Genomic DNA, 21,351 nt, shown 5'->3' with positions numbered 1-21,351 from the left:
CTAGTTTATATCCAAAGCCCTTTCGAGGAAAATCTTCGAAAGGGCTTTTTTTATTCATTCAATTAGTCAGGTCGAGAAATCAAACGTAAAATTTCACCCTCCTCTTTGGACAAGCGTAATAATCGCTTGGTTCGCTCCGGTGATACCTTGGCCAAAGAAAAGAAAACCAAGGTCAGGGCAAATAAAATGATAAACCAGGCAGTTTGATAAAACAACAAGCCAACGGTACTGATTAAGGAAATCCCAAACAAATAGAAAAATCGCTTTTTGGAGGCGTCCAAAAAGAAAATGATTTTCTCTTCGAAGTCTTCCTCTTGGCGGGCTTTTTTCAAAGTATCTCGAAAAATGAAATATTGCCCCATCAATACCCCATAACCCAAACCAGCCAATAAGCCCTTGAAGAAATCAGGGATTTCAGGCAGGTTCCAGTGTAGATTTCCAGAATTATAGTAAAGATACACCACGCCAAATAAGGGCAAGGCCAGTATCATCAACACTAGCAAAGTCACTTCCTGACTTCGATAATGCTTTTTAAGTCTTGTACTATTTATTTCCTTATTCAATGGTAATGGCAATTTCTTCACTTATAGCGCGGGAAGAACAACATAAGATGTACCCTTGCTCAATTTCTTTTTGACTCAACCCAGCATCCTCATCCATCTTAACTTTTCCGTTGGTTAATCTTCCACGGCAAGCAGTACATAGGCCACTTTGGCAACTGTAAGGCATATCCAATCCAGCTTCCAATCCAGCTTCCAAAATCGTCATATCCGGGGACACTGTTACCATATGCGTTTCCCCCTCCAAGGTAATCTTAACATCTCGGGTCAAAAGCCCATCAGTGATTCCTGCTCGCGCATCAGCCTTTGCTTGTTCAGCGGCAGCGGAGAAGAAAGATTCCCGATGGATCCGTTCCTTTTCAACGCCAATTTCTTCTAGGACCGATTCGGCTGTATCCATAATCCCTTCCGGACCGCATAAAAAGTAAATTTCTTCATAGCGTTGCTCATATTCTGCATTTGCTACCAGATCATGAAACTTTTCCTTATTCAATCGCCCTTTACTTCCCTGCCAGCTTTCGCTAGGTTGGCTTAGAACATGTTCAATTTTCAAGCGATCGGGATTGGCAAGTTGTAATTGATCAAGTTGTTTCTTGAAAATTATTTGTTCCTCGTTTCTGCTACTGTAAATAAGGGTGATGATGGATTGAGGTTCATTTACCAAAACCGATTTGATAATGCCCATCATCGGAGTAATTCCACTTCCTCCTGCAACTAAAATAAAGTGCCGCTGATTAGCCGAATGAAAATCAGTAGTAAAATTTCCTAAAGGAGCTAGGACATTGATGGTTTTTCCGGGGAAAACCTGATCATTTAAATAATTGGAAAAAAGACCACCTTCCACTCGCTTTACAGCAATTCCTGGAAAAGGATCCACGAAAGGTGAAGTGCAAAGACTATAGGAACGTCGTTGCTCTTTCCCATCAAAATCCATCACTAAAGTAAGGAATTGACCTGCCTTGTATTCCAAGAAAGGCTCGGGTTGCTCGAAGTAAATACTAACGGTATCTGCTGTTTCACGAACTACCTCTCTCACTTTTAAAGGAAGGAAATTCGATTTCTTGGAATCTGTCTTTTTCTTTTTGAATAAGTTAAACATGTCTTTTGGGACAATTTTGGGTGCAAAAATACGGAGCCAATTGAGAAATCGGCTAGTGATTGTAGCTTTTCATAAATGCAAACCACAAAAAGTCGAATGAAGTTTGACTTCGAAGCAGAATTATTCAGGGTGAAAGGCATTTTTTCTGGCTATCCACTAAATTGCAGCAGAATTAATCTATCTGTACCCAATAAAATCCACCATGGAATTCAATGCCTTGACAGCGGTGAGTTCGGTTGATGGCCGATACGCCTCCAAAACCGAACCTTTAAGAGCTTATTTTTCAGAATTTGCCTTGATTAAATATCGGGTTCACGTAGAAGTCGAATATTTCATTGCCCTGTGCGAATTACCACTTCCTCAGTTAGCGGATTTCGATACCGATCTTTTTTCAGCTCTGCGAAACATCGTAAAGAACTTTTCTCTCGAAGATGCCCAATCCATCAAGGAGACAGAGAAAATCACCAACCATGACGTCAAGGCAGTAGAATATTTCTTAAAGGAAAAATTCGATGAATTAGGTCAGGAGCAATACAAGGAATTCATCCACTTCGGACTAACCTCGCAAGACATTAATAATACAGCGACTCCGCTCATGTTGAAAGAGGGCTTGGAAAAGGTAATCCTCCCGCAATTAAACCAAGTTTTAAATAAACTACGGGAACAGGCAAAAGCTTGGGAAACTATCCCGATGCTGGCCAAAACGCATGGCCAACCCGCATCTCCAACGCGACTTGGAAAAGAAATCCAAGTCTTCATCACGCGGATTGAAAAGCAGTTGGAGCAATTAGAAGGAATCCCCTACTCGGCCAAGTTTGGAGGAGCAACTGGAAATATGAATGCTCATAAAGTTGCCTATCCTAAACAACCTTGGAATGACTTTGCCGAGCACTTTGTAAACCATTATTTGGGGCTTACCCGTTCTTTCCCGACTACTCAGATTGAGCATTACGATAATTTAGCGGCACTTTTTGACTGTCTGAAGCGAATTAATACCATCTTGTTGGACTTTTCAAAAGACGTCTGGCAGTATGTATCGATGAATTATTTCAAGCAAAAAATCAAAGCAGGTGAGGTAGGTTCCTCGGCTATGCCTCATAAAGTCAATCCAATTGATTTTGAAAATGCAGAAGGAAATCTCGGGATTGCCAATGCTCTGTTTGAACACCTTTCTGCAAAACTTCCGATTTCGAGATTACAACGGGATTTGACCGACAGCACAGTCCTACGTGTGATTGGTGTACCCTTGGCTCATATGTTAATTTCTTTGGAATCTTTGAAAAAAGGATTGGGTAAACTTGAACTTAACGAAGCAGCAATTCAATCGGATTTGGAAGAAAATTGGGCAGTAGTCGCCGAGGCTATTCAGACGATTTTGCGAAGAGAAGGCTTTCCTAAACCCTATGAGGCTTTGAAAGACCTTACCCGAACCAATGAAAAAATCACCCAACATTCCATTGCACGCTTCATTGATGGATTAGCTGTTTCTGATGAAATAAAGGCTGAGCTGAAAGCTATTTCACCTTTTAATTACACCGGAATTTAATTCAGTCAGCAGAAGGCAGTATTCAGTTGGCAATTAGCTTACGTCAAGGATTAATAAACGTGAGTGAAGACACTCACGTGGGCAATGGCCATCGCCGCTGTGAGTGTCTCCACTCACAGCACTTTTTAATAAAACACTATTGCTTTTTTTCTTAATCTGATAAACCTCTAAAACCGTTCTCCCAAATGGTTTAAGAATCCAAATCGGTCAATTCCTGATTCGTAATATTTGTAGGAAGAGAAATAGTAGTCGACCGGATCGGCCGCAAGCATCCATTTTCCTTGACACGGATTGTTGTGAATATAATTTAGCTTTTGAATTGCCACATCTTCAGAAAACAACTCTATTGCCAATGAATCTCTTTGCCAAAAGGAATGTGATTTATTTGATTCACTGACTCTGAAAATCTTTAACGCATGTGGATCAGTATCCCTAAGCTTACTTAAAAACTGATGGGAAGTGAACTTTAGGAAGCTTGCATGAGGCATCTCCTTTCCATTCATCTCAATATTCTCTAATATCAAATGAATGTGATTTGGCATAAAAACAAACCCATAAATCCTTATCAAATCCTTTTTTGACAAAAAATTCAGACTTTCAACTAAAATTTCTTTAAATCCCTTCCTATCAAGTAAAGGGACCCAACTTTTAATTGTAGCGGTGAAAAAATAGACCTTTTGTAGTTCCATCGAATTAAAAGCTTTAGATGTAAGCCAAAACGAATAATATAAATTCGATGCCAAGGCATTTCAGTTATCATTAAGCTTAATGAAGAAATCTTCGATACAATTTATCAATTAAACTTTTAGGATCAATAATTGGTAAATTCTTGTAAAATATACTATTAAGGGTATAGGTAAATTAGGAATAAAATTTCGCGTGTGTGAAGACACACACGTGGGCCAGGTAATTTGCCAATTAAACTTTTAGAATCAATTATTGGGAAGCCCAGGCAATATAAACCAAAGAACCAAGTTAGATTTAGGTTTAAATTTCACGTGAGTGAAGACACTCACGTGGGCAGTCAGCAGTGAAGTTCACTAAAAATGGAATCGCAATATTAACTTCTCGGCAAAAATATCTCAGCAAGCATGCATCTTGCTGAGCCTCCACCTATCTTTTCTATTGTTGGGATTTGTGGGCTGATGATGGTGGTATGTTTTTCAATCATTTGAATTTGCCCGGCATTAAGAGAGTCATATGCAGCCTGTGACATCACGGTGAATTTTTCTCCGCCATCATTCCTTACTTCTAGCATATTTCCGGCAAAATGAAATTTCTGTTTGGCAGTAATCGGAATTATTTTCTTGCCAGAATTGGTTAGGCTTTCTTGGACTTTTTGCCGATCCGAAGCACGGACTATACTTTCCAAACAAACTACCGCAAATTCTGTCCCCACATGCATCATCACATTGGTATGGTAGATTGGAATTGATTTTCCCTCCACTTCCTGCTCAGCTTTAAAAGCAATTACTTGATATCCCAAAATTTTAGAAAGGTAATCCAAGGGAACGGGATGGGTTCGTTCGGAATAGCAAGCATAAATCACCTTTGAATCATGATCCATCACCATACTTCCAGTACCTTCTAGAAATTGACCATCCTGCTCAAAGAAACTCAAATCAATAATTTCCTGAACTTGGAAACCTGTATTCATGAGCTGTTCAACAATATCTTTCCTACGCTCCAGACGCCGATTCGGAGAAAACATGGGATACAAAATCAATCGCCCATCCGGATGGGTAGAAAACCAGTTATTCGGGAAAATCGCATCGGTTTTCAATGGTTGCTCCGTATCATCGACGACCAGGACTTCAACCCTTTGATCCCGAAGTAAGGCTACAAAACCATCAAATTCCTGTCTTGCCAAAAAGCGAATGACCTGAGAAGGCCGTTCGTCCTGCTGCTGATAAATATTATTGGCCGCCGTATCTGGATTGAATCCAAAATGGGCGGGTCGAACCATCAATATCGTAGAGGTCGTTTGCATATTAATCGTTCGCAGGATAGGTGTACAAAACGGGTGTGATAGAAAATCGTTTTTCAGAAATCGTGTAGAAGGAGTTTCCTCGTGGACTAAAACCAATCGCCTCGCCTTGGGGCTCGGGGGTATAGGGTAATTCAATGGGATCTTTTTGTAAAGCGTCCAAAAGAGATTCTCCAGCTTTACGGTCCCAGTAAAAGATAGACTCGTAATTTTTGATTAGAATCTGTGTGCCATCTGCAGAAATATCACCGGCAGTTGACATGGTGAAAGGCAAATTAAAATGAGAATCCAGCTCAGTCACATCAGGGGAATCAAAAGCCGAAGCTTTAAAACTGTAGAGAGAATTTTTTGAGTCCCGTTTGGACAGGATATACAAGGTTCCGTCCCAAGGATCAACCATTAATGTTTCAGCATCCCGAGCACCTTTTGGATATTCCAATCTGGCTAATTCAACCGAAATAGATGCAGATTGGATTTTTTCAGGTTCAGGAAAACGATAAACTCCTATTTCTCTATGAACCGCTGCATTATCACCAATTTCTCCCACATACACATAGGACTTTCCATCGGGTCCAGGCCCTACAGCAATATCCTCCCAATCCCGATTCTCTACACCCTCCAATTCCAATTTCCCCAATTCATTTCCTAGAGAATCCAACAAATAAACAGCCGCCTCACCTCCACTGTCAGTATGCATGTAAATCAGATTGGGGTGAATCCGGGAGAAGGCCAAACCACTCACCTCCTCCAACAAGGGATTAGAAATAGTAGCTACTGGACAAGCTGCTCGAAAAGGCACCTTAGAACTTTCTCCCTCTTGGGCAAAAACAGCAGTTGCCACCATAGCTATCAAATAGGTAAGCCAAATCTTTTGCATCCTTAAAATTAGGGATATGTGGCAGGTTTTTATTGAAATCAGGTAATTTAAAGCAAAAAACATGGGACCACTTTTAAAAAAAATGAATTTCAGGGAAGGTCAGAAAATTCGGATTTGGAACCTTCCAGAAGAACTTTCCTTTCTCGAAAAGGAATGGGAAGAGCAGGGGTTTTTAGCGAAAGAAAGTGAAAAGCCTGATTTTTTGATTGGCTTTGTCCAGGGTGAGCCAACTATTCGAAAGATTTTTGAAGAAATAAAACCACTAGTCCAAAACGATGAGACGCTTTGGTTTGCCTATCCTAAAGGAAGTTCCAAACGGTATCAGGCTTCCATCAACCGAGACAAAGGATGGAAGGCCTTGGGGGAAGCAGAAATGGAAGCAGTCCGACAAATCTCCATCAGCGAAGACTGGTCAGCCCTGCGTTTTCGAAACGTAAAATTCATCAAAAGCCTAACTAGGAAATTTTCGGCGAAAGATCAATGAATCGCGCCTTGGTGACTTTGGTCTCCAAATAAGAGAAATCAATCACCGTATTTGTTGGTTAAATCTTTCAAATTCAATCCCTTGATCAAGAATTTCTTTAAGCAGCAAATCCGGATTTTTGATATTCTGGATGTACACTGGGAAAGTCCCCGTGTCAGCAAAATGATCAGTAATTTGGTGGTCTTATTTTTTGTAGCGGGGCTCGTTATTGGCCTCTTGAACTATTTAAATATCCCCAATCCCCTCCATCAGGTTTCCTCTTTCTTTGCGATCGAACTGGCTTTCAATGTCCTTTTAATCTTTGAAATCCTTGGATTGATATTCTTGATTCCCCATTCCGTTGCCGATTCGGTAGGCAAGCAATTTGAAATTATTTCCCTATTACTTCTCCGGGATGCCTTTAAAGAGTTTGGGCACTACTTGGGAGAATTGAATTGGGGAATGGATTTCCTTTGGGAATTAGCCCCCATCGTTTCCGACGCCTTTGGAGCCATCCTACTCTTTTTGATTACAGGCCTATTTTACCGCGCCCAACGCCATATTCAAATCACAGGAAACTATGAAGAACAAAGTGGCTTTTCGAATATCAAGAAGCTCATCTCCATCTACCTGACGTTGACTTTTATTGGACTGGGAGCTTATGATTTATTTACTGCTTACCAAACCAACCATTTCAATTATAGCCTGGAGCTGTTCTACACCCTGCTCATCTTCGCCGATGTGTTTATCCTCCTGTTTTCCTTACGCTACACGGCTAAATACCTGAATCTTTTCCGGTATTCTTCCTTCGCGCTTGCGACGATTTTCCTTCGTTTGACGCTCTCTGCTCCTCCCTATTTCAATGTGCTCTTGGCAGTGATTGCAGGGTTGATGGTTTTGGGGGTGACCTTTATTTACAACAGCATGCTCGAAAAATCAAAAGATGGAACCGAGGCGTAAAAAAGTAAGTTGTTGATAGCGAAGCAGAAGTAGTACGAAGAAAAAAACTTGAAGATTTTTTTTGAAAGTGCATTTGGAAAAAATCAGATAGCCTTCTACATTTGCATCACGTTATCGGAAAGCGGTACGGAACACTCCTCCTTAGCTCAGCTGGTTAGAGCACATGACTGTTAATCATGGGGTCCTTGGTTCGAGCCCAAGAGGGGGAGCAAAACAAAAACAGCCTCTAGATTTAATTCTAGGGGCTTTTTTGCTTTAATCCTCTCTCACATAGAATACAGAGAAGAATTGAGCACCATCTTTTTGCCACTCTTTGAATCATGATTTTGTGATTTAGGGTGGCAAATAAGTGATCCAATTTTTAGCACATCTCGAAGGCCATAACACCTCAAAATTATGGCTACAATAATTCTCACACTAAAGAATAAAAAGAGAAAAGACAATACCTATTCCATTGTAATAAGGATTAGGCATGAGGGTAGATTCTTTGACATACTCACTGGGGAGAACGTCCCAAAAAACAAATTTGATAAGAAAAAGGGAGCTGTTCTTGGAAACAGAGCTCTTCAGCTTCATTTGGATGAGCTCAAAGAAAAATATGCAAAACGTTTAAGAGCATTTATCAGTGAGAACATCAACAGACCTTTCAGCTTAGAAGAAATTAAAGCTTTTGTTCTCCGTAAATCAGCAGATGAAATCACTGTGGAGGAATTTTGGAAGGAGAATATTGATCAATTGATCAAATCTGGTCGTGGAGGATCTGCAAGAACTTACAAAAACACACTAAATGTCTTTTCAAAAATAATCAACCTGAAGTGCTCCTTCAGGGCGATAGGTCTCAGAGATCTCCAGAGCGTAGAAAAAGAACTCAGAATACGAGGAAATAAATACAACTCCATCGCAGTCTACATGAGAACCTTTAGAGCGATTTGCAATCGTGCAATTCAATACAATCTGGTAGATTATGAATGGTATCCATTCAGAAAATACAAGATCAAAAAAGAGAAAACAGTGCCAAGAGTACTCTCTTTGGAAGAGATCAAGACCTATTTTCAAACAAAAATAAACAAGGACGACCCCTTATTTAAGGCTTGGAATGTCGGAAAGCTCCTCTTTATGCTTCGAGGGATTAATCTTAGAGACCTACTCTATCTGACTGAGGATAATCTCAGGGCAGGACGGATTATCTACAAGCGTGGAAAAACAGGAAAAATGTATTCTATTATATTGAGCCCTGAGATCGAAAAATGTCTCAAGCTCTTTCAGAATGATAGAAAAACCCTAATGGGGATTATGCTAGATGAATATCTTGAAAATCCTACAAAGTCTCTTCATTCCAGAGCCCAAATAACCAAGCGACTAAACACCAAGCTCAAATTGCTTGGAGAGAGGATGGGGTTCCAAGAGAGGCTTACCACTTATGTCTTTCGATACACCTATGCAAATGTGGCTAGAAAACTGGGCTACAGCAAGGATCTTATCGCTGAGGCTCTGGGTCATGAGTACGGTAACTCGGTGACAGGAATCTATCTGGAGCTCTTTGATCAGGAAACCTTGGACAAAATGGCTGACCACATCCTTCAAGTAGTCACTAATCAAAAAACTTAATCTAATCAGAGTGGTAAAAACTATCTAATCAAAAAAGTTAATCTCAATTTATTTCTAACCAAAAATGTGAAGGCATCCAGAAATGGGTGCCTTTTTCATTTCTAAACAATTAAAACTATGCAATTACGAAAATCAAATCGCTCTCAGGCAAAGATCAGAATCGCTTTGCAGGGCGCAAGTGGAAGTGGTAAAACCTATTCTTCCCTGTTGTTAGCTTATGGGCTTTGTCAGGACTGGAACAAAATAGCAGTCATTGATACGGAGAATCAAAGTGCTGATTTATACTCCCATCTGGGGCATTACAATGTACTAAACCTACTACCTCCATTTAGTCCAGAAAGGTACATAGAAGCAATTGCTACCTGCGAAGCTTCTGGCATGGAAGTAATCATTATTGACAGTCTCTCACATGAATGGGAAGGTGAGGGAGGCATTCTGGACATCCATGGACGAATGGCAGGAAATAGCTTTACCAATTGGGCTAAAATCACTCCTAGACACAATGCATTGGTTCAGAAGATCCTTCACTCACAAGCACACGTAATAACTACTGTTCGAAGCAAACAGGATTATGTCATTACAGAGAAGAACGGGAAGCAGGTGCCTGAAAAGGTAGGGCTAAAAGCCGTACAGCGTGACGGATTGGAATATGATTTCTCCATTGTATTTGAATTGGATATCAATCATCAAGCAGTTTGCTCTAAGGATCGGACACAGCTCTTTGCTCAAAAGATACCTTTTGAAATATCTTCTCTAACAGGGAGTCAGATCAGGGATTGGTGCGAAGGAGGTATTCCTACACATGCATCACCAGTAGATCCGATAGAGAGTAAAATCAAAGCTATCAATACCATTGATGAGCTTAATCGATTCTACAGGGAAACAACCGATAAGAACAGATATTTAGAGGCATTCTCAAGAAGGGCTGAGGAAATTCGAGCTATAAAGCCGAAATTGAATTCAATACCCTTTTGAATGAAATAATAACAACGCAAAGGGACTTATAAAAATCTCTTTGCGTTGGTTTTTATTATATCTATCATTCTCTGTGAGAGATACCGTTAAAAACCCCTCTTCATTTCATTAGTAAAATGATACACCTTCCCCTTACCCAAAATCTCTCAAATTTGGTTAATAAGGAAAAGTACTCGATCCTAATCAAGACAAAACTTATACTTCACGGTACGTCAAAAGCCTAAGCTTTCTACACCCACCTCGGTCTACCCTCTTTATTTCAATATTAATCGAAACGTCCGAGCTGAAGATTTCGACTTTGTCCCAGTTCCTGGAGCTATCGGGGACACCTCACCGCTATTTATTTCTTTTATTTCAAGAATACAGCTACTACCCGACTTCTGACCAGCAGTTTATGGGGATTTCCCATCCGTTCAACAGGTGATTATGCACATGGGTTTTTGGTACACAACTCCATTTCAAAGATACAAATTTTCTGAATTTCCTTCTCTCCAAATTTTGGATTTTTTTTAAAAAAAATATCCTTAAAGACTTATAATAGAGCGTTTTAAACACTTTCTTATTTTATCCATATAATAAAAAACTAATTTTTTTATCAAAAAATTAATTTTGTAATTTATTAAGAAGTACGTATCCGTTATGACCTATTTATCCTTTTTGAAAGGACTTTTCAAAAAGTCTCCATTAATAAATAAATAGCATTAATCGATCACTTTTTTGAAGTCTTTTCATTCAAAATCACAGTAATTTTTCAATTAAACTCTTATTTTTAAGCATTGACTTTTTCAAAAATGTTTCAAGATTTTATCAAAGAAATTCAATCCTCTCCTAGAGAGGACAGCAAGAGGTAGAACATTCTAAGAGATATTCCTTGCACTTTAGTAGAATGATGTACAAAGAAAGGCAAAAATCAGCCTTTAAACGTTTTTAAAAAATTGCCCATAAACAAGAAGTTATACCACAGAAATAAATAACATTAAATGACAAGCATAGCACAAAGACAAGAACTTCAAAATAAAATCTGGAAAATAGCCAATGAGGTACGTGGTTCAGTTGACGGTTGGGACTTTAAACAGTTCGTGTTAGGAACACTTTTCTACCGTTTTATTAGCGAGAATTTCACAAATTACATTGAAGGTGGCGATGAAAGTGTTAATTACCCAAGCTTATCGGATGATGTGATTACACCTGAAATAAAAGACGATGCAATAAAGACAAAGGGTTACTTCATCTACCCAAGTCAGCTTTTTGTGAATGTTGCCAAAACTGCCTACACGAACCCAAATCTTAATACGGACCTAAAAGCAATTTTTGATTCTATTGAAAGTTCAGCAAATGGGTATCCATCTGAGCAGGACATAAAAGGATTGTTTGCAGACTTTGACACTACCAGTTCAAGACTTGGAAATACTGTAGAGAACAAAAACAATCGTTTAGCTGCTGTTATAAAAGGTGTAGCTGAGTTGAATTTTGGAAATTTTGAAGACAACCAGATTGACTTATTTGGGGATGCTTATGAATTCCTAATCTCTAATTATGCAGCCAATGCTGGAAAATCAGGTGGTGAGTTTTTTACACCACAACACGTTTCCAAACTCATTGCACAATTGGCGATGCATGGTCAGAAAACTGTAAATAAAATTTATGACCCAGCAGCAGGTTCTGGTTCCTTGCTTTTGCAAGCAAAAAAACACTTTGATAATCACATTATTGAGGAAGGATTCTTCGGGCAAGAAATAAACCACACTACCTACAATCTTGCTCGTATGAATATGTTCTTGCACAACATCAATTACGACAAGTTTCATATTGTTCTGGGTGATACCCTTCGAGAACCTCATTTAGGTGATGAAAGGCCATTTGATGCGATAGTTTCCAATCCGCCTTACTCAGTAAAATGGATTGGAAGCGATGATCCAACCATGATCAATGATGACCGCTTTGCTCCTGCAGGTGTTTTGGCTCCAAAGTCTAAGGCCGACTTTGCATTCGTATTGCATGCACTTAGCTATCTGTCAAGTAAAGGACGGGCTGCCATTGTCTGCTTCCCAGGCATCTTTTACCGTGGTGGTGCAGAGCAAAAGATTAGAAAATACTTAGTCGACAATAACTATGTAGAAACAGTTATATCATTAGCTCCAAACCTATTTTATGGCACTCCAATAGCGGTCAACTTATTGGTGCTATCCAAACATAAAACAGAAACAAAAACTCAATTCATTGATGCAAGCGGTGAAGATTTCTTCAAAAAAGTAACCAACAACAATGTGATGACAGAAAAGCACATTGCCAAGGTTTTGGAAATATTCGCAAACAAAGAGGAAATCCCTCATGTGGCATGCTCTATCGATAATACTAAGATTGAGGAAAATGAATATAATCTTTCAGTAAGCTCTTATGTTGAAGCGAAGGATAATCGAGAAAAGGTCAACATTATTGAGCTGAATAAAGAAGTAGACCAAACTGTAAAGAAGATAACCAAACTACGTGCGGATATTGAAGCAATAATAAAAGAGATTGAAGCATGAGTTTTTTAAACCAATTGTTAAGAGGCAAAAAGGTTGAGTGGCAGCCTTTAGGTGATATCACCAATTACGAACAGCCTACAAAGTATCTAGTAGAATCGAAAAATTACAGTAACAAGTTTAAAACACCCGTTTTAACTGCTGGAAAAACATTTATACTAGGATACACAGACGAAACGGAAGGGATTTACAAAGCTTCTGAAAACCCCGTCATAATTTTTGATGATTTTACAACCGCAAACAAATGGGTTGATTTTGACTTTAAGGCAAAATCTTCTGCCATGAAGATGATAACTTCAAAAGACGAGGGTAAAGTCTTGTTAAAGTATATATTCTACTGGCTTAATTCACTCCCGAGTGGTTTGGTTGAAGGCGATCACAAGAGACAATGGATTAGTAAATACTCAATGAAATTATTTCCAATACCAGAACTAAAAATCCAAAAAGAGATCGTTCGAATTCTCGATTCATTTACAGAGCTTACCACAGAGCTTAACGCAGAGCTTACCGCTCGGAAGCACCAATATAGTTACTATAGAGAACAATTATTCATTTTTGAGGAATCAGAAGTTAAAAAGGAAAAATTAGGGGAAATTGGCGAATTCCAAAGAGGTAAACGCTTTGTTAAAACTGATCTAATCTCTGAAGGAGTTCCTACAATTCATTACGGTGAAATGTACACACACTATGGTACTTGGGCGAATGAAACCATATCATTTGTAAGCGAAGAACTAGTCAATAACAAAAAGCTAAGAGTTGCTGAAAAAGGTGATGTTGTTATTGTAGCAGCAGGTGAAACTATCGAAGATATTGGCATGGGAACAGCTTGGTTAGGAGATGAAGGCGTTGTTATTCACGATGCTTGTTTTTCTTTCAGAAGTTCATTAAATCCAAAATATGTAGCCTACTATACGCGCACACGTCAGTTCCATGATCAGATAAGAAGGCATATATCTTCTGGAAAAATTTCTTCCATCAATTCTAAAGGATTGAGTAAAGTATTAATTCCTGTTCCCTCAAAGGAAGTACAAGAACGAATTGTTTCAATCTTGGACAAATTTGATGTTCTCACTTCTTCAATCAGTGAAGGCCTACCAAAAGAGATTGAATTAAGACGAAAGCAGTATGAGTATTACCGTGAAATGTTATTAAGCTTTCCTAATTAAAATGCAGAGGTTTAATATGGGAAAGTCATTAACAGAAATAGCAACTGAGTTAAGGGATACAAATAAAAAAGTGCAGTTAATCTATGCGTTTAACGGTTCAGGAAAAACACGCTTATCCCGAAAGTTCAAAGAATTGATTGCACCCAAAGATTCTGATGCCGAAGACGAATCAGGTATCAAGGTACTTTACTACAATGCTTTTACAGAAGATTTATTCTTTTGGGACAATGATTTGGATAACGATACTGACAGGAAGTTGAAAATCCAGCCCAATAGCTACACTAATTGGATACTTAAAGAACAAGGTCAAGAACCTAATATATCAGCCCATTTTCAACGGTACACAAATGATAAATTGACTCCAAATTTCAACGAAGAATTTTCAGAAGTACGATTCTCATTTGAAACTGGTGACGATTCAGATTCTGAGTATGTGAAAATTTCCAAGGGAGAAGAGAGTTGCTTTATCTGGAGTATTTTTTACAGCCTTTTAGAGCAAACCATTGATATTTTGAACGAAGCAGAGGTGTCTGAGCGAGAAACGGATCAATTCAATGATTTGCAGTATATATTCATTGACGACCCAGTAAGCTCTTTAGATGACACCCACCTTATTGAATTGGCTGTCGATATTGCTATGCTAATTAAGTCGAGTACTTCTGATTTAAAATTCATCATCACCACACACAACCCATTATTCTACAATGTGCTCTTCAATGAATTTAATAGGGTGAAAGATACTAGGAAATGGCGTTTAGAAAAATTAATTGATGGGACTTTTTCTCTTGCAGATCAACCAAAGGATTCCCCTTTTTCATACCACTTATTTCTCTTAGCTGAACTTGAAAAAGCAATAGAATCAGGAGAAATTCAAAAATACCATTTTAATTTTTTGCGGAATATATTTGAGAAAACCTCTACTTTTCTTGGCTTCAATAATTGGGAAGAATTACTACCAAGAGATGCTCGTGAAGCATATTACAACCGCATTATCAATTTATCCAGTCATTCCAAACACCATGGAGAAGAGGTTTCAATTTTGGACGAAAATGACAAACGAGTATTGGGTTACCTTGTTAGGGAAATAATCATAAAAATATACCGCTTTAAACCGTCTAATACAGAAGTTGTAAATCAAGAGAATGTCGCAGTATAAAACCATAGCGGAATCGAATAACTTCATCGTCTTAGAAAAATACAAGAAGTATTCAGAAGCTCATGGAGCTCCCGCAACTTATCAAACCGAATCAGCACTTGAGCGCGAGTTCATCCAAGATTTAGTAAATCAAGGTTATGAAAATCCCAAAAACATAACCACACTGGAAGCAATGTTGGCAAATGTTAGAGTGCAACTACAAGCACTTAACGACATGGAGTTTAAAGATGGTGAGTGGGCTCGTTTTGTAGAGGAGTATTTAGACAAACCAGGAGAAAGTATCGTAGATAAAACCCGAAAAATACACGATAATTATATCTATGATTTTGTATTTGATGATGGACATATCCAGAACATCTATTTGGTAGATAAAAAAAACATCATTCGAAACAAAGTACAGGTAATATCACAATTCGAGCAGAAAGGAACACATTCCAATCGATATGATGTAACAATTTTAGTGAATGGTTTGCCTCTTGTGCAGGTAGAATTAAAAAAGCGGGGAATTGCAATCCGTGAGGCTTTTAATCAAGTACATCGTTACAGCAAAGAAAGCTTCAATAGTGAAAACTCATTGTTTAAATATTTACAGGTATTCGTCATTTCAAATGGTACTGATAGCCGCTATTTTGCCAATACAGTAAAACGAGATAAGAACAGCTTTGACTTCACCATGAATTGGGCAAAGGCTGATAATTCTTTGATTAAAGATTTAAAGGATTTCACAGCTACATTTTTTCAGAAACATACAATTTTAAATGTACTGCTAACCTATTCGGTTTTTGATGTGAGTAACACGCTGCTCATAATGAGGCCATATCAAATTGCAGCAACTGAACGGATTTTATGGAAGATTAAGAGTTCATTTGAAGCGAAAAAATGGTCAACAAATGAAGGTGGCGGTTATATTTGGCACACCACAGGTTCAGGTAAAACGCTAACTAGTTTCAAGGCAGCGAGACTCGCTACTCTACTTGACTTTATTGACAAGGTCTTCTTTGTAGTAGACCGTAAGGATTTGGACTTTCAAACCATGAAAGAGTACCAAAGGTTCTCACCTGATAGTGTGAATGGTTCAGAAAGTACTGCTGGTTTAAAGCGGAATATTGACAAGGATGATAATAAGATCATAGTAACCACCATTCAAAAACTGAACAACCTCATTAAAAGTGAGGGTGATTTGCCCGTTTACCAAAAACAAGTTGTATTCATTTTTGATGAAGCACACCGTTCTCAATTCGGTGAAGCTCAAAGGAACCTAAAGAAAAAATTCAAAAAGTTTTATCAGTTCGGTTTTACTGGAACACCAATTTTTCCAGAAAATGCTTTGGGATCAGAAACAACGGCAAGCGTTTTTGGAAGGGAGTTGCACTCCTACGTCATTACAGATGCAATCAGAGATGAGAAAGTTCTGAAATTTAAGGTGGACTATAATGATGTTCGCCCACATTTTAAGGGTATAGAAACAGAGGTTGATGAGAAAAAATTAAGTGCAGCAGAGAACAAGAAAGCGTTACTACATCCTGTTCGTATTAAAGAGATTTCTCAGTACATCCTACAGAATTACAGACAGAAAACACACAGAACTAAGGGAGGTAACAGTGGTTTTAATGCCATGTTTGCTGTAAGCAGTGTGGATGCAGCTAAATGCTATTATGAGGAGTTGAACTTTCTTCAAAAAGAAAGTGAAAAGCCTTTGAAAATAGCTACCATCTTTTCTTATGCAGCCAACGAAGAACAAAATGCAATTGGTGAGATTGTTGACGAAACCTTTGAGCCTTCAGCAATGGATCAAAGTGCGAAAGAGTTTTTGACCAAAGCTATCAATGATTATAACGCCATGTTCAAAACTAGTTTTGGGGTTGAAAGCAAAGAATTCCAAAACTACTATCGTGACCTTGCGAAACGAGTGAAGAATAAAGAGGTTGACCTTATTATCGTAGTAGGTATGTTCCTTACAGGTTTTGATGCACCTACTATGAACACATTGTTCGTCGACAAGAATCTTCGTTATCATGGTTTAATGCAAGCATTTTCGCGCACCAATCGTATTTATGATGCCACAAAGACCTTCGGAAATATTATCACTTTTAGAGATTTAGAAAAAGCAACTGTAGATGCCATAACACTATTTGGAGATAGCAACACAAAAAATGTAGTACTAGAAAAAAGCTACAAGGAATATTTAGAAGGCTTCACAGACATTTTAACAGGAGAAGCACGTAGAGGTTACGTTGAAGTCGTAAAAGAGCTTAATGAGAAATTTCCTAATCCTGAAGATATAGCTACTGAAAAGGATAAAAAGGACTTTGTAAAACTGTTTGGTGAGTATTTACGAGTAGAAAACATACTTCAGAACTATGATGAGTTCACTAAATTAAAAGCACTTCAAACAATAGATATTAACGATCCAGAAGCTTTAGAAGCGTTTAAGGAAGATCATTTCGTTACTGACGAAGACATTTCGGCCATGCGAAAGATTGAATTGCCTGCTGAGCGAATAATTCAGGATTATCGCTCAACATATAATGATATTCGTGATTGGTTAAGAAGGGAGAAAAGCGGTAAAGAACCAGAAGAATCAACAATTGATTGGGATGATGTTATTTTTGAAATAGATCTTCTGAAATCACAAGAAATAAATCTTGATTACATCCTTGAATTAATCTTTGAACATAATAAGAAAAACAAGGATAAAGCCTCATTGATTGAGGAAATCCGAAGAGTTATTCGTGCGAGTATTGGTAATAGAGCTAAAGAAAGTTTAGTGGTAGACTTTATCAATGCAACCGAACTTGACTCCATCCAGGATAAAGCAAGCATTATTGATGCTTTCTTCACCTATGCACAAGAACAACAGAAATCTGAGGCAACTGAGTTAATAAAAGGTGAAAATCTTAATGAGGAGGCCGCAAAGCGATATATCTCTGCTTCTCTAAGACGAGAATACGCAAGCGAAAACGGAACAGAACTCAATGCGCTCTTGCCGAAAATGAGTCCGTTGAATCCTCAGTATTTGACAAAAAAACAAAGTGTATTTCAAAAGATATCTTCGTTTGTGGACAAGTTTAAGGGAGTTGGAGGACAAATTTGATTACGCAAACCATAGAGTTTAAATTAGGATTGATTGGACGATAAGAGAAAAAGTTCAAGTTTAAATGCGTATTGCTGTTGAGCGAATTCTTAGAAAGCATGGCTATCCTCCAGATATGCAAGAAAATGCCACAGAGACCGTAATAGAACAAGACAAGATGATGGCAACTTGGATAAATAAAGAACCTAAAAATTATCAGTTGCCACCAAGTGGAGAATTGGGGATTGCTGCGGTCAATAGTTAAATATTCATATCATAAAACCATAATTAAATATGGAGTCTACTTATTACTATTTAGATGGAATAGAAAGACGTGGACCTTATACCGCCTCTGAAATAAAATCGCGTAAACTAAATATTGAAACGTTAATACTTAAAGATGGTGAGAACAAATGGGAGCCTCTAGAAAAATTTGAAGAACTCCTTGAAAAAAAATTTGATTCGGATAAAATAAAAGAGAAGGATAATGAGGTATTAATAACAACTGACACTTCTGAAAAACAAGAAAATAAAATTAGAATACCAAAAATACTATTTTGGTTTTTGGGTGTCCTTGTTTGTTTATTTATTTCATATTTCGTGATAGATTCTCAAAAAAGCGAGGATCTAGCTGAATTTAATAAAAAGATTGACCTCGTTTTTGAGGGTAAATCATCAATCTCTGATTACGATTTGAAAGGTACAAAAGGTAAGATGTATGATGTTGAGTTATCTACGTTTTTTCAGTATTATTCTAACTTGAAAAATGATCCTGGAGAAAAAACAGTGGTTCATACTAGTGAACATCTTATAGGTTTTAAAGATGATCCTAATGTTGATGAAGAACAATGGGATTACATTTCAAAATTTGTGGAATATTATGAAGCTGAGAAATTTTCTGGTTTCTCAACTTATAAATTGAATAAAGAATCTGAAATATTTTCGATAACTTATTGTTGGTCTGGAGATATGGCATACAGTATTGGGGAATTCAAAATTCTACCAGGTTACAAATCCCCATATTTTAGTGTGCCAGATTCTAAGGTTTCAACTTTTAGAGACCCAATTCATGTAGCTTATGAAAAGACTGCTAAATTTTTAATTGTAGAAAATGAAGATAATTCATATTCTCAAGGTTCTTTATCAAAGATTTCTGATTTTCCTTACCTCAAGTCTGAATTTTATGAGATAGAACAGCAATTTCCAAAGTACTATCGAGGAATTGATACTGTTCATGTTCAATTTAAAGATTATACAAGCTACTTACTTGATACAGATAAAATTTCAAAGAACACTAGTAGAAATGATAGTAAGGTTTTCAATGACGAATGGACGGTTTGGTATAAATGTTATACAAATCGATACTATATTTCTGAGATTGAAAATATTTTTTATAAAAAGGTCTTAATATATTTTTCTATTTCCTCCTTATTATTTTCGGCTATATTCTATTTTTTCATTAATCGTAAAAAAATTCAAGTGGTTTAGTTTGATTAGGAATGAAACAAATCAATGAAAATTAAGCTTACATCCTGTTGATAACCCCTCCCATGATTGAGGCCGTTTGGGTACTCCCCACGGTTATGTTTCACCAAAACAATTTTCAATCATGGAACAGTTGTTTCCCATTATTCAAAATGGAGGAGCGATGAAGAAAGAATCGCTACCCCGAAAACCATTCATTGAGGCAAATAGCCTAGAAGTTCAACTCCATCATCTGGAACACGATTGTATTATCCCAGTCTTTGCAAAGGATAATGAACGGACGATTTCCCACCAAGAATTCATTGATATTGCTATGCTAGCCACTTCTGATGCCTTGGGAGGAATCTATCTGGAACATCCAGAAATCAGGGTGAGTCACGAGATCAAAGGAAGAACGCCTGAGGCCATCCACAAGCCTGCTAAGGAGCTCTTTGATCACGAGAAAACCATCTACTATGAGCGCATGGCTTTTATCGCTAGAATTCCATCCATTGAGGAAGAAATCAACGGCAATTCATTGGCGCTCACTATCGGAGGAGTTAGAAGCTACAATCTGGAAAACCTCTTCAATAAGAAGTCCATGGAAAAGTTCAAGTTCTTTATTGGTTTTCAGAATTTAGTTTGTTGCAACCTCTGCATTAGTACAGATGGAATCCAAACAGAACTGAGAGCATCTTCGGTGAAGGAGCTTTATGGAAAAATCTTTGAGCTGGTTAAACAGTTTCAGGTTGACCAGTTGCTGGGCCAGCTCTATGATCTCACTCAGCACAGCTTAACAGAGCACCAATTTGCCCAACTAATAGGACGATGCAGATTATACCAGCATCTCCCAAAAGAACAAAGAAAGGCAATCCCTGTTCTCGAATTCAACGACGGGCAATTCAACACAATAGTAAAAGATTATTACAAGGATGAAAGCTTCTGTAGGAATGATTCTGGAGAAATCAATCTTTGGAATCTCTACAACCTGTTCACTCAGGCTAACAAGAGCTCATACATCGATACATTCTTAGACAGAAACCTCAATGCCCTACAACTTTCAACAGGAGTTGTAAAGGCTCTGAAAAATGAAAATTCTGGGTACGAGTGGTTTCTTTCTTAAGTTAAAACAGGCCTTTGCGTGCTATAAAAGTGATCCTCATTCTGATTCCTGACCTTAACTTTCTGATAGTGAGCCAGCTCAGCTGGTTAGAGCACATGACTGTTAATCATGGGGTCCTTGGTTCGAGCCCAAGAGGGGGAGCAAAACAAGAAAGAGGTCATTTTGACCTCTTTTTTCGTTTAAAACCTATTCTCTTTCATTTAAACGAGGTTTTTGTGGTTGCAACTTTTTAAAACTAATTCATCTCCAAAGAGATATCCAACAAATAAAGAATTAAGTGATTTTTTGTGCCACTTTGTGTCGCCAGAAAAGTTAAGTATACCTTCTATCATCTTTTTCCCCTACCTTGAATAAGGTAAATTAAAATAGAAACAGGACTTTAAGGGATTTTCGGAGCCATAATCTATCTCAGCGTGGGATTGATTTAGATCTAAATTGAGACTAAAGGGATGAGATATTTATTGTCGATTCCCTAATATAAAAAATCATTGTAATAGCCAGAGTATTTTAATCCAACCATTAGGAAGTGTTTACAATTTGGATTTAAAAGTCATGAAAAAAGTCACCTCAGAGTTTGAATTTTATGATCGAAAAATTATGCGGGGCATGGGTTCGTCAAAGATCGAAGAGCTTAATTGTTGCTACCAACTATTGTTTAACCCATTCTGCCGTGAGTTTACATTTCCAAGCAGTCAGAAAAAACTCAACATTTAACAAATAGGACGATACACTTTAAAGAAACGACAATCTTACTTTGATGAAAAATAGA

17 protein-coding genes and 2 tRNA genes are annotated in these 21,351 nt (G+C 37.8%); 14 read left to right on the top strand and 5 right to left on the bottom strand.

Going from position 1 to position 21,351, the window contains the following annotated elements:
• Positions 1–62 precede the first annotated feature (62 nt).
• Positions 63–563, bottom strand: a complete 501-nt coding sequence (locus HWE15_RS05815; RefSeq protein WP_290506568.1) for a hypothetical protein — start codon at positions 561–563, stop codon at positions 63–65.
• Positions 556–1,659, bottom strand: a complete 1,104-nt coding sequence (locus HWE15_RS05810) for a ferredoxin--NADP reductase (protein WP_290506567.1) — start codon at positions 1,657–1,659, stop codon at positions 556–558. The genes HWE15_RS05815 and HWE15_RS05810 overlap by 8 nt, the downstream gene beginning before the upstream one ends.
• A gap of 202 nt (positions 1,660–1,861) precedes the next feature.
• Here HWE15_RS05810 and purB point away from each other — a divergent pair, with 202 nt between their 5' ends.
• A complete protein-coding gene (purB, locus tag HWE15_RS05805) occupies positions 1,862–3,205 on the top strand; it encodes an adenylosuccinate lyase (protein WP_290506566.1) in 1,344 nt (447 codons plus the stop codon).
• Positions 3,206–3,372: 167 nt separating this feature from the next.
• On the opposite strand, the gene HWE15_RS05800 is transcribed toward purB, so the two are convergent.
• The 3 genes from HWE15_RS05800 to HWE15_RS05790 form a co-directional block, all read right to left on the bottom strand.
• Positions 3,373–3,729 (bottom strand): transposase, encoded by a 357-nt coding sequence (locus HWE15_RS05800; protein WP_290506565.1) that lies wholly within the window; start codon positions 3,727–3,729, stop codon positions 3,373–3,375.
• Between the two features lie 536 nt (positions 3,730–4,265).
• Entirely contained in the window at positions 4,266–5,201 is a 936-nt protein-coding gene (ctlX, locus tag HWE15_RS05795; protein ID WP_290506605.1) for a citrulline utilization hydrolase CtlX, read from the bottom strand.
• Positions 5,197–6,069, bottom strand: coding sequence for a hypothetical protein (locus tag HWE15_RS05790; RefSeq protein ID WP_290506564.1), 873 nt, complete (start codon positions 6,067–6,069; stop codon positions 5,197–5,199). The genes ctlX and HWE15_RS05790 overlap by 5 nt, the downstream gene beginning before the upstream one ends.
• A gap of 61 nt (positions 6,070–6,130) precedes the next feature.
• Here HWE15_RS05790 and HWE15_RS05785 point away from each other — a divergent pair, with 61 nt between their 5' ends.
• From HWE15_RS05785 to HWE15_RS05725, 13 genes are all read left to right on the top strand, one after another.
• Complete coding sequence (locus HWE15_RS05785) at positions 6,131–6,553, top strand: hypothetical protein (RefSeq protein ID WP_290506563.1); 423 nt, start codon at positions 6,131–6,133, stop codon at positions 6,551–6,553.
• 81 nt (positions 6,554–6,634) lie between these two features.
• Complete coding sequence (locus tag HWE15_RS05780) at positions 6,635–7,492, top strand: hypothetical protein (RefSeq protein ID WP_290506562.1); 858 nt, start codon at positions 6,635–6,637, stop codon at positions 7,490–7,492.
• Between the two features lie 135 nt (positions 7,493–7,627).
• Positions 7,628–7,701: transfer RNA gene (locus HWE15_RS05775), tRNA-Asn, on the top strand.
• A gap of 187 nt (positions 7,702–7,888) precedes the next feature.
• Complete coding sequence (locus HWE15_RS05770) at positions 7,889–9,100, top strand: phage integrase SAM-like domain-containing protein (protein ID WP_290506561.1); 1,212 nt, start codon at positions 7,889–7,891, stop codon at positions 9,098–9,100.
• Between the two features lie 117 nt (positions 9,101–9,217).
• Positions 9,218–10,075, top strand: coding sequence for an AAA family ATPase (locus HWE15_RS05765; RefSeq protein ID WP_290506560.1), 858 nt, complete (start codon positions 9,218–9,220; stop codon positions 10,073–10,075).
• A 980-nt stretch (positions 10,076–11,055) separates the two neighbouring features.
• The gene (locus HWE15_RS05760) at positions 11,056–12,603 is read left to right on the top strand and encodes a type I restriction-modification system subunit M (RefSeq protein WP_290506559.1); all 1,548 of its coding nucleotides are present in this window, start codon (positions 11,056–11,058) and stop codon (positions 12,601–12,603) included.
• On the top strand, positions 12,600–13,766 hold the full coding sequence (locus HWE15_RS05755; RefSeq protein WP_290506558.1) for a restriction endonuclease subunit S: 1,167 nt from the start codon (positions 12,600–12,602) through the stop codon (positions 13,764–13,766). The genes HWE15_RS05760 and HWE15_RS05755 overlap by 4 nt, the downstream gene beginning before the upstream one ends.
• A 16-nt stretch (positions 13,767–13,782) precedes the next feature.
• The gene (locus HWE15_RS05750; protein ID WP_290506557.1) at positions 13,783–14,922 is read left to right on the top strand and encodes a hypothetical protein; all 1,140 of its coding nucleotides are present in this window, start codon (positions 13,783–13,785) and stop codon (positions 14,920–14,922) included.
• Positions 14,909–18,016: a type I restriction endonuclease subunit R gene (locus HWE15_RS05745; RefSeq protein ID WP_290506556.1), complete on the top strand. Its 3,108-nt coding sequence runs from the start codon at positions 14,909–14,911 to the stop codon at positions 18,014–18,016. Before HWE15_RS05750 ends, HWE15_RS05745 begins: the two co-directional genes overlap by 14 nt.
• A 64-nt stretch (positions 18,017–18,080) precedes the next feature.
• A complete protein-coding gene (locus HWE15_RS05740; protein WP_290506555.1) occupies positions 18,081–18,260 on the top strand; it encodes a type I restriction enzyme endonuclease domain-containing protein in 180 nt (59 codons plus the stop codon).
• Between the two features lie 29 nt (positions 18,261–18,289).
• On the top strand, positions 18,290–19,483 hold the full coding sequence (locus HWE15_RS05735) for a DUF4339 domain-containing protein (protein ID WP_290506554.1): 1,194 nt from the start codon (positions 18,290–18,292) through the stop codon (positions 19,481–19,483).
• A gap of 121 nt (positions 19,484–19,604) precedes the next feature.
• On the top strand, positions 19,605–20,582 hold the full coding sequence (locus tag HWE15_RS05730; protein ID WP_290506553.1) for a DUF3871 family protein: 978 nt from the start codon (positions 19,605–19,607) through the stop codon (positions 20,580–20,582).
• 75 nt (positions 20,583–20,657) lie between these two features.
• Positions 20,658–20,720 (top strand) — tRNA-Asn (locus HWE15_RS05725).
• Positions 20,721–21,351: the final 631 nt, after the last annotated feature.

Source organism: Algoriphagus sp., from assembly GCF_013373065.1.
Lineage (GTDB): Bacteria > Bacteroidota > Bacteroidia > Cytophagales > Cyclobacteriaceae > Algoriphagus.
The sequence above is the reverse complement of the archived record's forward strand: the minus strand, read 5'-3'. Positions and strand labels throughout refer to the sequence as shown.

Coding starts and splice junctions, on each gene's coding strand:
- HWE15_RS05785 (WP_290506563.1), top strand. CDS start 6,131: ATGGGACCACTTTTAAAAAAAATGAATTTCAGGGAAGGTCAGAAAATT.
- HWE15_RS05750 (WP_290506557.1), top strand. CDS start 13,783: ATGGGAAAGTCATTAACAGAAATAGCAACTGAGTTAAGGGATACAAAT.
- HWE15_RS05735 (WP_290506554.1), top strand. CDS start 18,290: ATGGAGTCTACTTATTACTATTTAGATGGAATAGAAAGACGTGGACCT.
- HWE15_RS05765 (WP_290506560.1), top strand. CDS start 9,218: ATGCAATTACGAAAATCAAATCGCTCTCAGGCAAAGATCAGAATCGCT.
- HWE15_RS05760 (WP_290506559.1), top strand. CDS start 11,056: ATGACAAGCATAGCACAAAGACAAGAACTTCAAAATAAAATCTGGAAA.
- HWE15_RS05745 (WP_290506556.1), top strand. CDS start 14,909: ATGTCGCAGTATAAAACCATAGCGGAATCGAATAACTTCATCGTCTTA.
- HWE15_RS05770 (WP_290506561.1), top strand. CDS start 7,889: ATGGCTACAATAATTCTCACACTAAAGAATAAAAAGAGAAAAGACAAT.
- HWE15_RS05790 (WP_290506564.1), bottom strand. CDS start 6,069: ATGCAAAAGATTTGGCTTACCTATTTGATAGCTATGGTGGCAACTGCT.
- HWE15_RS05810 (WP_290506567.1), bottom strand. CDS start 1,659: ATGTTTAACTTATTCAAAAAGAAAAAGACAGATTCCAAGAAATCGAAT.
- HWE15_RS05755 (WP_290506558.1), top strand. CDS start 12,600: ATGAGTTTTTTAAACCAATTGTTAAGAGGCAAAAAGGTTGAGTGGCAG.
- HWE15_RS05740 (WP_290506555.1), top strand. CDS start 18,081: ATGCGTATTGCTGTTGAGCGAATTCTTAGAAAGCATGGCTATCCTCCA.
- HWE15_RS05730 (WP_290506553.1), top strand. CDS start 19,605: ATGGAACAGTTGTTTCCCATTATTCAAAATGGAGGAGCGATGAAGAAA.
- purB (WP_290506566.1), top strand. CDS start 1,862: ATGGAATTCAATGCCTTGACAGCGGTGAGTTCGGTTGATGGCCGATAC.